At 63.9% G+C, this 12,773-nt stretch carries 13 protein-coding genes; 4 read left to right on the forward strand and 9 right to left on the reverse strand.

Annotation, left to right across the window (positions count from 1 at the left end; all coding sequences use genetic code 11):
• Window positions 1-35: 35 nt before the first annotated feature.
• Genes frr through rpsB form a run of 4 tightly spaced genes read right to left on the reverse strand, consistent with a single transcriptional unit; the run spans window position 36 to window position 3,046 of the window.
• Entirely contained in the window at window positions 36-593 is a 558-nt protein-coding gene (gene frr / locus AzCIB_RS10970) for a ribosome recycling factor (protein WP_050415934.1), read from the reverse strand.
• A gap of 10 nt (window positions 594-603) precedes the next feature.
• The gene (gene pyrH, locus AzCIB_RS10975; RefSeq protein ID WP_050418340.1) at window positions 604-1,320 is read right to left on the reverse strand and encodes a UMP kinase; all 717 of its coding nucleotides are present in this window, start codon (window positions 1,318-1,320) and stop codon (window positions 604-606) included.
• Between the two features lie 10 nt (window positions 1,321-1,330).
• Window positions 1,331-2,236, reverse strand: coding sequence for a translation elongation factor Ts (tsf, locus tag AzCIB_RS10980; RefSeq protein ID WP_050415935.1), 906 nt, complete (start codon window positions 2,234-2,236; stop codon window positions 1,331-1,333).
• A 54-nt stretch (window positions 2,237-2,290) separates the two neighbouring features.
• Window positions 2,291-3,046, reverse strand: coding sequence for a 30S ribosomal protein S2 (gene rpsB / locus AzCIB_RS10985; protein ID WP_050415936.1), 756 nt, complete (start codon window positions 3,044-3,046; stop codon window positions 2,291-2,293).
• A 293-nt stretch (window positions 3,047-3,339) separates the two neighbouring features.
• Between rpsB and map the strand changes: the two genes are divergently transcribed.
• Together map and AzCIB_RS10995 are read left to right on the forward strand one after the other, a co-directional pair.
• On the forward strand, window positions 3,340-4,155 hold the full coding sequence (gene map, locus AzCIB_RS10990; protein WP_050418341.1) for a type I methionyl aminopeptidase: 816 nt from the start codon (window positions 3,340-3,342) through the stop codon (window positions 4,153-4,155).
• Window positions 4,156-4,177: 22 nt separating this feature from the next.
• A complete protein-coding gene (locus AzCIB_RS10995) occupies window positions 4,178-6,757 on the forward strand; it encodes a [protein-PII] uridylyltransferase (protein ID WP_050415937.1) in 2,580 nt (859 codons plus the stop codon).
• Between the two features lie 60 nt (window positions 6,758-6,817).
• Here AzCIB_RS10995 and AzCIB_RS11000 read toward each other — a convergent pair whose 3' ends face one another.
• From AzCIB_RS11000 to AzCIB_RS11015, 4 genes are all read right to left on the reverse strand, one after another.
• Window positions 6,818-7,324 (reverse strand): TIGR00645 family protein, encoded by a 507-nt coding sequence (locus AzCIB_RS11000; protein ID WP_050415938.1) that lies wholly within the window; start codon window positions 7,322-7,324, stop codon window positions 6,818-6,820.
• Window positions 7,325-7,395: 71 nt separating this feature from the next.
• Window positions 7,396-8,487, reverse strand: coding sequence for a DUF8744 domain-containing protein (locus AzCIB_RS11005; protein WP_050415939.1), 1,092 nt, complete (start codon window positions 8,485-8,487; stop codon window positions 7,396-7,398).
• Between the two features lie 48 nt (window positions 8,488-8,535).
• Window positions 8,536-8,844 (reverse strand): metal-sulfur cluster assembly factor, encoded by a 309-nt coding sequence (locus AzCIB_RS11010; protein WP_050415940.1) that lies wholly within the window; start codon window positions 8,842-8,844, stop codon window positions 8,536-8,538.
• 114 nt (window positions 8,845-8,958) lie between these two features.
• Window positions 8,959-9,693 (reverse strand): Crp/Fnr family transcriptional regulator, encoded by a 735-nt coding sequence (locus tag AzCIB_RS11015; RefSeq protein WP_050415941.1) that lies wholly within the window; start codon window positions 9,691-9,693, stop codon window positions 8,959-8,961.
• A 133-nt stretch (window positions 9,694-9,826) separates the two neighbouring features.
• Between AzCIB_RS11015 and AzCIB_RS24190 the strand changes: the two genes are divergently transcribed.
• Window positions 9,827-9,970 carry a hypothetical protein gene (locus tag AzCIB_RS24190; protein WP_157058483.1) on the forward strand — a complete coding sequence of 48 codons (144 nt, stop codon included), beginning with the start codon at window positions 9,827-9,829 and terminating at the stop codon, window positions 9,968-9,970.
• 16 nt (window positions 9,971-9,986) lie between these two features.
• Window positions 9,987-11,321 (forward strand): hypothetical protein, encoded by a 1,335-nt coding sequence (locus tag AzCIB_RS11020; protein WP_232299416.1) that lies wholly within the window; start codon window positions 9,987-9,989, stop codon window positions 11,319-11,321.
• Between the two features lie 41 nt (window positions 11,322-11,362).
• Here the strand turns inward: AzCIB_RS11020 and AzCIB_RS11025 are convergent, their stop codons facing one another.
• Window positions 11,363-12,691, reverse strand: coding sequence for a cation:proton antiporter (locus tag AzCIB_RS11025; protein WP_050415943.1), 1,329 nt, complete (start codon window positions 12,689-12,691; stop codon window positions 11,363-11,365).
• Between the last annotated feature and the right edge of the window lie 82 nt (window positions 12,692-12,773).

Consider the following 12,773-nt stretch of genomic DNA (forward strand, 5'->3'; position numbering starts at 1 on the left):
GTTGTATCCCGCCGCCAGATCCGATCCTGAACGGATCAGATCTGCATCAGTTCCTGCTCTTTTTGTGCGAGCAGCTTATCGATCTCGGCGATGTGCTTGTCGGTGAGCTTCTGGATGTCGTCCTGGGTGCGACGTTCGTCGTCTTCCGAGATCGTCTTGTCCTTGACCGCATCCTTGAGCTGCTGGTTGCCGTCGCGACGCAGGTTGCGCACGGCCACCTTGGCGTTCTCGCCTTCGTGGCGCACGACCTTCGTCAGGTCGCGACGGCGCTCTTCCGTCAGGGCCGGCATCGGCACCCGCAGCATTTCGCCCATGTTGGCCGGATTGAGGCCCAGGTCGCTGTCGCGGATCGCTCTCTCGATCTTCCCCAGCATGGGTTTTTCCCATGCCTGGACGCCGATCGTGCGTGCGTCGATCAGGGTGATGTTGGCGACCTGGTTGATCGGAACCGGGCTGCCATAGTATTCGACCATCACATGATCGAGCAGACCGGTATGGGCGCGACCGGTGCGCACCTTGCTCAGGTCGGCCTTCAGCACCTCGATCGACTTCTGCATCTTCTGCTCGGTCGATTTCTTGAGTTCGGCAATCATTCTCGAATCCTCAGGAATGAACCAGCGTGCCTTCGTCTTCGCCCATCACGACGCGCTTGAGCGCGCCCGGCTTGAAGATCGAGAACACGTTGATCGGCAGTTTCTGGTCGCGGCACAGCGCGAACGCGGTAGTGTCCATCACGGCGAGATTGCGACCGATCGCCTCGTCGAAGCTGATGCGGTGGTAGCGCATGGCCAGCGGATCCTTGTGCGGATCGGCGGTATATACGCCATCGACCTTGGTCGCCTTCAGCACGATCTGCGCGGCCATTTCCGACCCGCGCAGCGCGGCGGCCGTATCGGTCGTGAAGAACGGGTTGCCGGTACCGGCCGCAAAAATGACGACGCGACCTTCCTCCATGTGGCGGATGGCGCGCCCGCGGATATATGGCTCGACGACCTGGTCGATGCGCAACGCCGACTGCACGCGCGCCTCGACGCCGGCGCGGCGGAATGCGTCGGCCAGCGCCATCGCATTCATCACCGTTGCGAGCATGCCCATGTAGTCCGCGGTGGCGCGATCCATGCCGGACGCAGCGCCTTTCATTCCGCGGAAGATGTTGCCGCCGCCGATCACCACGCCAACCTGCACGCCGAGGTGCGTCACCTCGGCGATCTCGGCGACGATGCGGCTGACCACCTCTTCGTTGATGCCGTACGCGTCGTCACCCATCAGGGCTTCGCCGGACAGTTTCAACATGATGCGCTTGTAGGCGGCGACACTCATCATGGACCTCTTACTTCTTGGCTGCAGCAGCCTGGGCGGCGACTTCGGCGGCGAAGTCGGTCACCTTCTTCTCGATGCCCTCACCCACGACGTAGAGCGTGAAGCTCGCGATCGAGGCATTGCGCGACTTGAGCAGCGCTTCGACGGTGAGTTTGTCGTCCTTGACGAAGGGCTGGCCGAGCAGCGTGACTTCCTTCATGAACTTCTGCACCGAACCTTCGACGCGCTTGGCGAGGATGTCTTCGGGGATCGCCTTGCCGGACTTGGCGGCGTCTTCGGCAGCCTTCTCGCGCGCAACGCGGCGCTCGGACTCGATCAGCTCGACCGCAACGCCCGAAGCGTCGAGGGCCTTCGGCTTCGACGCGGCGATGTGCATGGCCAGATCCTTCGCCAGCTGCTCGTCGCCACCGACGAGGTCGATCAGCACACCGATCTTGGAACCGCCGTGGATGTACGACGCCAGACGACCCTTGGCCTCGACGCGCACGAAACGGCGCAGCGTCATGTTCTCGCCGATCTTGCCCACCAGACCGGAACGCACGGAATCCACCGTACCGTCAGCCAGCGGCAGTGCCGACAGCGCAGCGACGTCGGCCGGATTGCGCTCGGCAACCAGGGCGGCACAATCGGCGGCCAGCTTCAGGAACTCGTCGTTCTTGGCAACGAAGTCGGTTTCCGAGTTGATCTCGAGGATGCTGCCGAGCTTGCCGTCGGCGCTGATATCGATCGCAACGACGCCTTCGGCGGCAACGCGCGACGCAGCCTTGGTCGCCTTGCTGCCGAGCTTCACGCGCAGAATCTCTTCGGCCTTGCCCATGTCGCCGGCGGCCTCGGTCAGAGCTTTCTTGCATTCCATCATGGGCGCGTCGGTCTTCTCGCGCAGTTCCTTGACCATGCTTGCGGTGATTTCCGCCATGCTAACTCCTCAAATTCGTATGCATATCGGCCCTGCGTACAGGGCCGAGGAAACTCAGGCCTGCTCGCCCGACGACGATTCGTCGACTTCGACGAATTCGTCCGAACCGGCAGCGACGATGTCCTGCAGGGCCTGGCTGCGGCCTTCCAGCACGGCGTCGGCGACACCGCGGGCATAGAGGCGGATCGCGCGCGACGAGTCGTCGTTACCCGGGATCACGTAGTTGATGCCTTCGGGCGAGTGGTTGGTATCGACCACTGCGACAACGGGAATGCCGAGCTTCTTGGCTTCGGTGATGGCGATCTTGTGGTAGCCGACGTCGATGACGAACAGCGCGTCCGGCAGGCCGCCCATGTCCTTGATGCCGCCGATCGACTTTTGCAGCTTTTCCATTTCGCGCGAGGCCATCAGCGCTTCCTTCTTGGACAGACGCTCGATCGAGCCGTCCTCGACCATCACTTCCATGTCTTTCAGGCGCTTGATCGACTGCTTGACGGTCTTGAAGTTGGTGAGCATGCCGCCGAGCCAGCGCTCGTCAACGAAGGGCATGCCGGCGCGACCAGCTTCCTCGGCGATGATCTCGCGAGCCTGGCGCTTGGTGCCGACCAACATGATGGTGCCGCGATTGGCGGACAGCTTGCGCACGAAGTCCATCGCTTCGTTGTACTTGACCATCGTCTTTTCGAGGTTGACGATGTGGATCTTGTTGCGCTGGCCGAAGATGTAGGGGGCCATGCGCGGATTCCAGAAGCGGGTCTGGTGACCAAAGTGGATGCCGGCTTCCAGCATCTGACGCATCGTGACGGACATTTGTACTACTCCGAACTATAAGGGTTGAGCCTCCGCCCGACATGGTCATTCCAGGATGACCCGAACCGTCCCAAGCACATGGCTTTTCGACGGACCCTCACGGCATTCTGCCGGGCGTGTGGATTTTGCCTGCCACCATTGGCAGACAAGCCCAAGATGATAGCAGGTTCGCCCTGCCCCACTCAAGAACGTGATGCCCGCAGGCGTGGGGAGGCATGGCCGCTGCGCATCCGATTTGCCGCGGCTTCCGCCATGCGCTAGCCTTTCTCATTTACGCGCCAACCCCTGCAAAAATGAGCATCACCATAAAAACACCCGACGAAATCGAGAAAATGCGCGTTGCCGGCCGTCTCGCGGCCGAAGTGCTCGACTACATCGAACCCTTCGTCAAGCCGGGAGTCACCACGGGCGAACTCGACCGGCTGTGCCATGACTACATGGTCAACGTGCAGCAGGCGATTCCCGCACCGTTGAACTACGCACCGCCCGGATACGCGCCCTACCCCAGATCCATCTGCACGTCGATCAATCACCAGGTGTGCCACGGCATCCCCGGCGAAAAGGCGCTGAAGAAGGGTGACATCGTCAACCTCGACATCACCGTGATCAAGGACGGCTACCACGGCGACACGAGCAGGATGTTCATCGTCGGCGGGGACGGATCCATTCTCGCAAAACGCCTGTGCCAGGTGACGCTGGAATGCCTGTGGCTGGGCATCTCGGTCGTGAAGCCCGGAGCCCGGCTCGGCGATATCGGGCAGATCATCCAGAAACACGCGGAAGGCAACGGCTTCTCGGTCGTCCGCGAATTCTGCGGTCACGGCATCGGCGCCAAGTTCCACGAGGAGCCGCAGGTCCTGCACTACGGCAAGGCGGGCACGGGGCCGGAGCTGCAGGTCGGCATGACCTTCACGATCGAGCCGATGATCAACGCCGGCAAGGCTGCGATCTCGGAACTTCCCGACGGCTGGACCATTGTCACCAAGGACCGGAGCCTGTCCGCGCAGTGGGAACACACAGTGCTCGTCACGGAAACCGGCGTCGAAGTGCTGACGGTGTCACCGGGCTGCCCTCCCGCCCCCGCGATTGCCGCCCCATCGATCGGGTAAAAGCAAACCACCGGAGGCAGCCATGAGCGCCATGTCGATCGATGACTTCCAGGCGGCGCTCGCGCATGCCCGCGAACACCTGTCGAACGGAACTGCGTGCATACGTGCCGCCTACGAGGCCCATCCGGCGACATCGACCGTTCTCAAGGGGCGCGCCCAGCTGGTCGACGAGGCGATCCTCCACCTGTGGCGGGCGTGCGCCATGCCCGGCGAGGTCGCGTTGCTTGCTGTGGGCGGCTACGGACGCGGAGAACTTTTTCCGCATTCGGACGTGGACTTGCTGGTGCTGCTGCCGGCTGCGGCCGACGGCCCGCTGCAGGCGCGCATCAGCACGCTGATCGGAGCGCTGTGGGACGTCGGCCTCGAGATCGGGCAGAGTGTGCGCACCCTCGACGAGTGCCTCGAAGCGGCCGAGGAAGACATCACCGTCCAGACCAATCTGCTGGAAGCCAGGCTGCTCGACGGCAACGCGGACCTGTTCGAGGAGTTCGTGCAACGCTACCGGGCTCAGCTCGACGTGCGCACGTTCTACAAGGCAAAGCAGCTCGAACAGGAGAACCGCTACGCGCGCTTCAACGACACCCCGTTCGCGCTCGAACCGAACTGCAAGGAGAGCCCGGGCGGGCTGCGCGACCTGCAGATGCTGGGTTGGATCGCACGCGCAGCGGGGCTCGGGCGAAGCTGGCGCGACCTCGCGCGGCGGCGCCTGATCACCGGCGCGGAGGCGAGCGAACTGCGCAGCATCGAGCGCTTCCTGCAGCACGTGCGCATCCGCCTGCACTATCTGACGGGGCGCGCGGAGGATCGCCTGCTGTTCGATCATCAGGAGAAGCTGGCGCGCGCGTTCGGCATCGAGGCGACCGCGGCCAAGCGCGCCTCCGAAGTGTTCATGCAGCGGTACTACGTGAACGCGAAAAAGATCACGCAGACCAACACCATCCTGCTGCAGAACTACGGCGCCGAGATCTTTCCCAACCGGGGCGGCGCCGCCTTCGTGATCAACGAGCGCTTCCAGGCGGTTCGCGAACTGCTCGACATCCGCGACGAGGACACTTTCGAGCGGCACCCCAAGGCGCTCCTCGAATGCTTCCTGCTGCTGCAGCAACGCTCGGAGCTGAAGGGCATGACGGCGCGGACGCTGCGCGCGCTGTGGCTGAACCGCACCCGCATCAACGCGGCGTTCCGCGCCGATCCGGCCAACCGCGCGCTGTTCCTGGATCTGCTGAAGCAGAAGCGCGGCATCGTGCACGAGTTCCGGCGGATGAATCAGTACGGCATCCTGAGCCACTACCTGCCCGCATGGCGACGCATCGTCGGCCAGATGCAACACGACCTGTTCCACGTCTACACGGTGGACCAGCATATCCTGATGGTCCTGCGCAACATGCGCCGCTTCACGATGGGCGAGCACGCGCACGAATACCCGCTGATGACCCGGCTGATCCTGGGATTCGAGCGCCACTGGCTGCTGTACATCGCCGCCCTGTTCCACGACATCGCGAAGGGGCGCGGTGGGGACCACTCCAAGCTAGGCATGGGCGACGCCCGCGAATTCTGCGAGCACCACGACTTGCCGCCGGAAGACGCGGAGCTCGTGGTGTGGCTGGTCGCACACCACCTCACGATGTCGCAGGTCGCACAGAAGGAGGACACGACGGATCCAGAGGTCATCCGCCGCTTCGCCGACACGGTGCAGACCGAACGGCGCCTGACCGCCCTCTACCTGCTGACCCATGCGGACATTCGCGGCACGAGCCCGAAGGTCTGGAACGGCTGGAAGGGCAAGCTGCTCGAAGACCTGTTCTTCGCCACCCAGCGCCTGCTGCGCGGTGCCACGCCGCAGCAGGCGCTGGGACTCGACGACCGCCAGGAGGACGCCCGCGAGCTGCTGCGCTACCACGGCCTGCGCCCGGGCATCGAGGAAGCGCTATGGACGCAGCTCGACGCGGTCTACTTCATGCGCCATTCCGCGGAAGAGATCGCATGGCACACGCGCATCCTCTATTTCCGTCCGCAGAGCGAAGAGCCGGTGATCAAGGCCCGGGTACTCGACGGCGACGAGGGTGTGCAGGTGATGGTGTTCACCCCGGACCAGAAAGACCTGTTCGTGCGCATGACCGGCTTCTTCGGCCGGCTGGGCTTCTCGATCCTGGACGCCAAGGTGCACACGACGCGTCATGGCTACGCGCTCGACAGCTTCATCCTGCAGGATCCGGGGAATACCGCGCACTATCGCGACGTCATCCAGCTGATCGAACACGAACTGACCGAAAAGCTGAAACATCCCGGCGCTGCGGACCGCCCGACGCAAGGCAGGCTTTCGCGCCAGATGAGGCACTTCCCGATCACCCCGCAGATCAGCATCCAGCCGGACGAGCCGGGCAAGCACTTCATCCTTTCCCTTGTCGCAGCCGACCGCCCCGGCCTGCTGTTCTCGGTCGCCGAGGTACTCGCGCGTCACGAGATCCGCCTGCACACGGCGAAGATTGCAACGCTGGGGGAACGCGTCGAGGATACCTTCCTGATCAGCGGAGGACGCCTCGCGCTCGACGGCCAGATCCTGCAGGTGGAACGCGAGCTGCTCGAACGCCTGCAGGTCTAGCCGCCCTTTTCAGACGTTCAACGCCGCAACAACCCTCCACACAGGCACAGGCGCGGGGCGTCAGTGCCCCTTGCCCTGCAGGCGATCCATCAAGGCATAGAGAACGCCGGACACCAGGAACGTCATGTGGATCCCTACCATCCACGCGAGGTGACGGTCCGTCACGTTGTCGACGTTCAGGAAGGCCTTCAGCAACTCGATACCCGAAATTGCCACGATCGAGCCGATCAGCTTGATCTTCTGGTCGGAGAAACCGATATGCCCCATCCATTCGGGGCGGTCGGTATGCGAGTGCAGATCCTCCATCTTCGACACGAAGTTCTCGTAGCCGCTGAACATGATGATGATGAGCAGGCTCATGATCAGTGCAATGTCGACCAGCGACAGCACCCCGATGATCATCTCCGACCCGGTGGCGCTCATGATGTGGCTGAAGAGGAACCAGACCTCCTTGCCGAACTTCACGAGAAGCACAATCAGCGCAAGGATCAGCCCGAAGTAGACGGGCGCCATCAGCCAGCGACTGGCGAAGAGCAAGTGTTCGAAGGCCGACTCGGTTTTTTTCATTTCTTGGGCGGGATGCATTCAATGGAGCAGGGAGGGGAAAATTCTAGCAGTTGTCGCACGCGTCCCCGGCTTCAGCCTCGGCCGGCCAGACGCCCGCGCAGCACGCTCCCCGCCATGGTCAGGATGAAGGCAAGGAGGGCGAGCGCATTGACCAGCCCACCCGCCAGCAGCAGGGGCGCCGCGTCACCGCCCACGAGAACTCCCGCAATCCTCGCCGCAAGCGAGACGTGAAGCAGCGCGAGCGGCAGATAGAAGACCGGATGATAGGGAATCCGGACCCGCGCGATGGCCGGGAAGATGATCGGGGCATGGCCGAACACCATCGCGAACACGAAACCGAGCGCGATCGCATGCAAGGCGGCATCGCGCAGCAGATGGCCGGGCGCGAAGCCGCCCGCGAGTCCGATTGCAGCCCCCACGGCCAGCCACGCGTAGCCGGACAGCAGGCAGAGTGCGATGTAGCGCACAAGCGCGCGTTGCCGCGCGTTGTGCCGTGCAATGTCGTAGCGCAGCAGCCACAGCGACAGTGCGAAAAGGCCAGCCGCGAACAACACGAGCCCGAAGGGCGAAAACCAGGCCGCCACGGCGCCGCCGAGCGTGGTCGCGACGGCGACGCGGAAGAGTGGTGCTGCCTCGCGCCGCGCAGGCAGAAAGCGGGTGAGTTCGAGCCTCTCGCCAGCGATCGTGACCACAAGAAATGAGAGCCACCACGGAATCGCTGGCTGGATCATGCCGCTCGCGACCCAGGCAAGGTTCCCTGCAAGCCAGCACCCTGCCCCGACAGCCAGGGTCCGCGTAAACAGGGCCGACTGCCGGCGCACGACCGCGATCGCACCACCGACGAGCACCAATGAGGCGAGGACGAACAGCAGTTGCGCCCACGGCAGGGGCATGCCGGCGAGCAATGCGATACCCCCGAGCCCCGAGGCCAGAGGCCCCGCATAGGCGATGGGGTGTCCGAGCGCTACGGCACGCTCGAGTCCAATCACCGTCCCGAAGAATGCGCAGACCATCAGGGCGGCATGCCACCCGGCCAGCGACGCTGCGAGAGCGGGGACGTCTGCGCCCAGGCGCGCCAGGCCGGCGCCGACACCGGCCACCAGCGACAGCATCCCCAGCACCAGCAACAGCACGCGCGGCACAAGCCGCGGATCAGAACTCACGATACCCCACCTCCGTATTCCCTGCCCCGTCGAGCTCGCGGCACGTTCTCACCAGCCGAAATGACCGCGTGCATCCTTGTTCATCATTTCGGGGGTCCACGGCGGTTCCCACACCAGATTGACCACCACGCCGATCTCGGGCGGCAGCGCCGCGTCGAGCGCGGCGTCGATGTCGCTCATGATCATGTCACCCATGGGGCAGGCCGGCGAGGTCATCGTCATGCGGATGGAGACCTGCTCGGGTGTGATGTCGATACCGTATATCAGTCCGAGATCGACGATATTGACGCCCACCTCGGGATCGATCACCTGCCGCAGCACTGCCTTGACGGATTCCACATCGGGCATTGCAGGCATCGCGAACCTCCTCGACCGTCGTATTGGAAGTGCGATTATGACCGTGAAGCCCCGGAAAATTCCAACCCGAGCGGTTCGACTCTCAGCACCGGCCAGTAAAAAGCGGGCGCCGGGTTACCTGCCGTTTGCCTCAGGCAGCAGGCGATCGAACTCCCTCTTGACCACCGCATAACACTCACAGGCCCTCGCCTCCAGCCCCGGCCGGTCGAGGATGGTGATGTGGCCACGCCGGTATTCGATCACGCCGGCCTTTTGCAGCTTGCCGGCGGCCTCTGTGACCCCTTCGCGGCGCACGCCTAGCATGTTGGCGATCAGCTCCTGGGTCATGATCAGTTCGTTCACCAGCAAACGGTCGAGACTGAGCAGCAGCCAGCGGCAGAGTTGCTGGTCCAGCGAGTGATGACGGTTGCACACCGCCGTCTGCGCCATTTGGGTGAGCAGCGCCTGGGCATAGCGCAGCAGCAGGTTATGCAATGCGCCGGAACGGCGCCCCCCGACCCGATCGAATTCATCTTTCAGAGCCTGGCTCGTCAGCCGGTAGGCGTGCCCTGCGCTTTGCACGACGGCCCGGCTTGGCGTCGTTTCACCGCCCATGAACAAGGAGATACCGACGACACCTTCGTTGCCGACCATGGCGATCTCGACCGTCGCTCCATCTTCCATGACGTACAGCAGGGACACGATCGAATCGGTGGGGAAATAAACGTGATACATCTGGATCCCGGATTCGTACAGCACGTCGCCGAGCGCCAGCGGGATCAGCTCCAGCTGTGGAGCGAGGCGCGCGTAGTCGTCGGCCGGGAGCGCTGCGAGAAGGTGATTCTGGCGCGGGTCATGAGAGTCAGCCATACACAATCCTCCACTCGCCAAATAACCGTTTTCGTTATAGGACCTTTGCTCCCGATATGCGCGACAGCGAACAGACGCAGCAAGGGATTCGGCGCAATTCTTGTCCGCCCACGGCAGAAAGTGAGGAACGGCAATGCACCTCGAGCGAGCAAAGACCAGCATCGCCCGGATGGCGATGGGCGCGCGCCGCATCTCGATCTCACGTATCGCGTCATTGTCGAGCCGGCGGCGCACAAGCAGTTACGCACTGCAGCGCGCGGTGCAGCACGCGAAATGATCGCATGGAGAGGATGATGAGGCGTTATCTGAAATACATTCTTGCAGTCCCGTCATTGGCAGCCCTGGCGCTGGCAGGTCAGACGATCGCCATCTCGGACGACGTCGCGCAGTCAGGCAAAAAGCTCGACCAGCAGATCGACCGACAAGCGCAGCAGACATTGGCCGAAGGAAGGGAGACCTTCCGCTTCGATACCTTCGGCGATGAGGCCTTCTGGGGCGATACGCTGAAGCTGCACGAAGCGATCAAGGGCGCCGCGCTTGGTGGCGTCGGCCCGGGCGTGAGCCCGAAGACTGCGCTCGCCGTGGGGCTGAAGGTCGATGTCGATGCCTTGCCGGGGAAGCTCGTGGACGACCTGAAGGCCGGGCGTGTGAATCTTGACGATCCGGCGGTGACTGTCGAGTTGCTGCGCCTGAATGCGGTAATCGGCGTGACCGGGTTCTTTGACGGAGGGCGCGACCTGCGCTCCATCGGTATCCAATGCGCGCTCTGCCACACCGCGGTGGACAACTCGCTCGCTCCGGGGATCGGTCATCGGCTGGACGGCTGGGCGAACCGCGACCTCAATGTCGGCGCGATCATCAATCTGTCGCCGGACCTGAGCGCCGTGGCCGCGCTGCTCCAGGTCGACGAGGCGACCGTGCGCCAGGTGGTCACAGCCTGGGGACCGGGGAAGTTCGACGCCGAGCTGTTCCTGGACGGCAAGGGCTTCCGACCCGACGGCAAAACGGCCGCAACGCTGATCCCACCGGTGTTCGGACTGGCCGGCGTCAACCTCCACACCTGGACCGGATGGGGCTCGGTGCCGCACTGGAATGCCTTCGTCGCCAATCTGGAGATGCATGGCAAGGGCACGTTCTTCGATCCGCGCCTGAACGACCCGGTGCAGTTTCCCGTTGCAGCCCGCGCGGGCTTTGGCAATGTGCGCAGCAACCCCGACCTGATCAGCCCGAAACTGCCGGCGCTGCATTTCTACCAGCTCGCGATTCCCGCCCCCGCCGCACCGGCAGGCAGTTTCGATGCCGCCGCCGCGGCGCGCGGGAAGCAGATTTTCGAGAACAAGGCAGGCTGCGCGAACTGCCACGTCCCCCCGACGTATACCGAGCCGGGTTGGAACATGCATACGCCGGCCGAAATCGGTATCGACGATTTCCAGGCGAGCCGGGCGCCGGACAGGCGCTACCGCACCGCACCGCTGAAGGGACTGTGGACCCACACGACCGGCGGCTTCTACCACGACGGGCGCTTCGCGACTCTGGGGGCAGTGGTCGACCACTATGACGCCCACCTCGTATTAGGCCTGTCCGGACAGGAGAAGAGCGAATTGGTGGAGTACCTGAAGTCGCTTTAGTCTGCGCCGCAACGAACGCTCGCCACATGGGCCGGGGGTGGCTAATCGTCTTTCCGCCTCCCCTGGCGCCTCGCTTTGTGCCGCGCATAGTGAGTCATCAGGGGCGTCACGGATACGCCGTGAAACACGATGGAGACGGCCACCACGGTGAGCGTGAGGGCGATGATTTCCTCCGCCAGGGGGCGCGGCAGGCCATGGTTGATTGCGTACATCAGGTAGTAGATCGAACCGATACCGCGGATGCCGAACCAGGAAATCAGGATGCGCTGATCGCGTGACACGGGCGCGCCGAGCAATCCAAGCCACACCGACACGGGACGCACGACCAGGAACAGGAGCAGGACAAACCAACTGGCGCTGGCGGGGAGGTAGGTGTAGGAGAGCATCGCGCCGACCACCAGAACGACCGCCACCTCCGCGATCCGCTCCAGTTGTTCGTTGAAGCCCTGCACCGCCTGCATCATGTAGGCGCCGGCATAGTCCGCATGGGTGGCAAGCGCTTCCTCGGCCACCCTGTCCTGGAGACCTGTTTCCAGGGGGACGGAATCAGAGATTCGCCTGGGCTGTTCGCTCACTCGCTGCAGAGCGAGGCCCGCGGCAAACACGGCCAGGAAACCCGACGTGTAGCTGAGCACCGCAATCCCGTAGGCCAGCGAGATGAGTCCCAGCGCGAGGAATTCGTCGAAACCGACCGACTCCTTGTGCCGGCTGCGCAGATAGACCACCAGTCGCCCGATCAACGCGCCCAGCCCGCCTCCGATCAGCGGACCACCGACCATTGCCCACAGCACATCGACGGCGAGCCAGCGCCAGCCGCCAGTGCCGAGGTCGTGAAGACCGAGCAGGCCGAGACCCAGCATCACGAAGGGAAAGGCGGCGCCATCGTTCAAGCCCCCCTCGCCCGTCAGGCTGAAACGCAAGCGGTCGCGATCGCCCGCCTCGAGCACCTGCACGTCGGAGGCCAGCACCGGGTCGGTAGGCGCGAGGATCGCCCCGAGCAGGACCGCTGCGCCGAGCGAAAGGCCGAGCCCCAGCACGCCGATCGCTGCGATGAGCGCCACCGTAATGGTCATCGAAACGATCGCGAGACGCACAGGCAAACGCCAGCCTTTGTCCGACAAGGGAAGGCCGAGCTTGAGACCGACGGCGAACAAGGAGATGAGTACCGCCAGTTCGGTCACTCGTTCCAGGATGACAGCGTAGGTCAGCGGATCGGGCGACAGGAGCGCCCATCCGGCGGGGCCGAGCCCGAAACCGGCGGCCAGGTAGAGCATGGCGGTGCTCAGGGGGAGCCGCTTGAGCGACGTGCCCGACAGGGCCATCGTGGTCAGCAGCACGCCGATGATGAGCGCCCAGATTGCGAAGGACATGGGGGAAAGATACGCGAGTTGCCCGGCCTCCTTCGTACGTTGCCGCACATTGGACAGGTCATCCGGCCGCGAAACGGCTTCC

The sequence above is a fragment of the Azoarcus sp. CIB genome, from assembly GCF_001190925.1.
Taxonomy (GTDB): Bacteria; Pseudomonadota; Gammaproteobacteria; order Burkholderiales; family Rhodocyclaceae; genus Aromatoleum.

What these genes read in the sequence shown, in the direction of transcription:
- frr (WP_050415934.1), bottom strand. Translation starts at nt 593, where the DNA reads ATGATTGCCGAACTCAAGAAATCGACCGAGCAGAAGATGCAGAAGTCG.
- pyrH (WP_050418340.1), bottom strand. Translation starts at nt 1,320, where the DNA reads ATGAGTGTCGCCGCCTACAAGCGCATCATGTTGAAACTGTCCGGCGAA.
- tsf (WP_050415935.1), bottom strand. Translation starts at nt 2,236, where the DNA reads ATGGCGGAAATCACCGCAAGCATGGTCAAGGAACTGCGCGAGAAGACC.
- rpsB (WP_050415936.1), bottom strand. Translation starts at nt 3,046, where the DNA reads ATGTCCGTCACGATGCGTCAGATGCTGGAAGCCGGCATCCACTTTGGT.
- map (WP_050418341.1), top strand. Translation starts at nt 3,340, where the DNA reads ATGAGCATCACCATAAAAACACCCGACGAAATCGAGAAAATGCGCGTT.
- AzCIB_RS10995 (WP_050415937.1), top strand. Translation starts at nt 4,178, where the DNA reads ATGAGCGCCATGTCGATCGATGACTTCCAGGCGGCGCTCGCGCATGCC.
- AzCIB_RS11000 (WP_050415938.1), bottom strand. Translation starts at nt 7,324, where the DNA reads ATGAAAAAAACCGAGTCGGCCTTCGAACACTTGCTCTTCGCCAGTCGC.
- AzCIB_RS11010 (WP_050415940.1), bottom strand. Translation starts at nt 8,844, where the DNA reads ATGCCTGCAATGCCCGATGTGGAATCCGTCAAGGCAGTGCTGCGGCAG.
- AzCIB_RS11015 (WP_050415941.1), bottom strand. Translation starts at nt 9,693, where the DNA reads ATGGCTGACTCTCATGACCCGCGCCAGAATCACCTTCTCGCAGCGCTC.
- AzCIB_RS24190 (WP_157058483.1), top strand. Translation starts at nt 9,827, where the DNA reads ATGCACCTCGAGCGAGCAAAGACCAGCATCGCCCGGATGGCGATGGGC.
- AzCIB_RS11020 (WP_232299416.1), top strand. Translation starts at nt 9,987, where the DNA reads ATGAGGCGTTATCTGAAATACATTCTTGCAGTCCCGTCATTGGCAGCC.
- AzCIB_RS11025 (WP_050415943.1), bottom strand. Translation starts at nt 12,691, where the DNA reads ATGTCCTTCGCAATCTGGGCGCTCATCATCGGCGTGCTGCTGACCACG.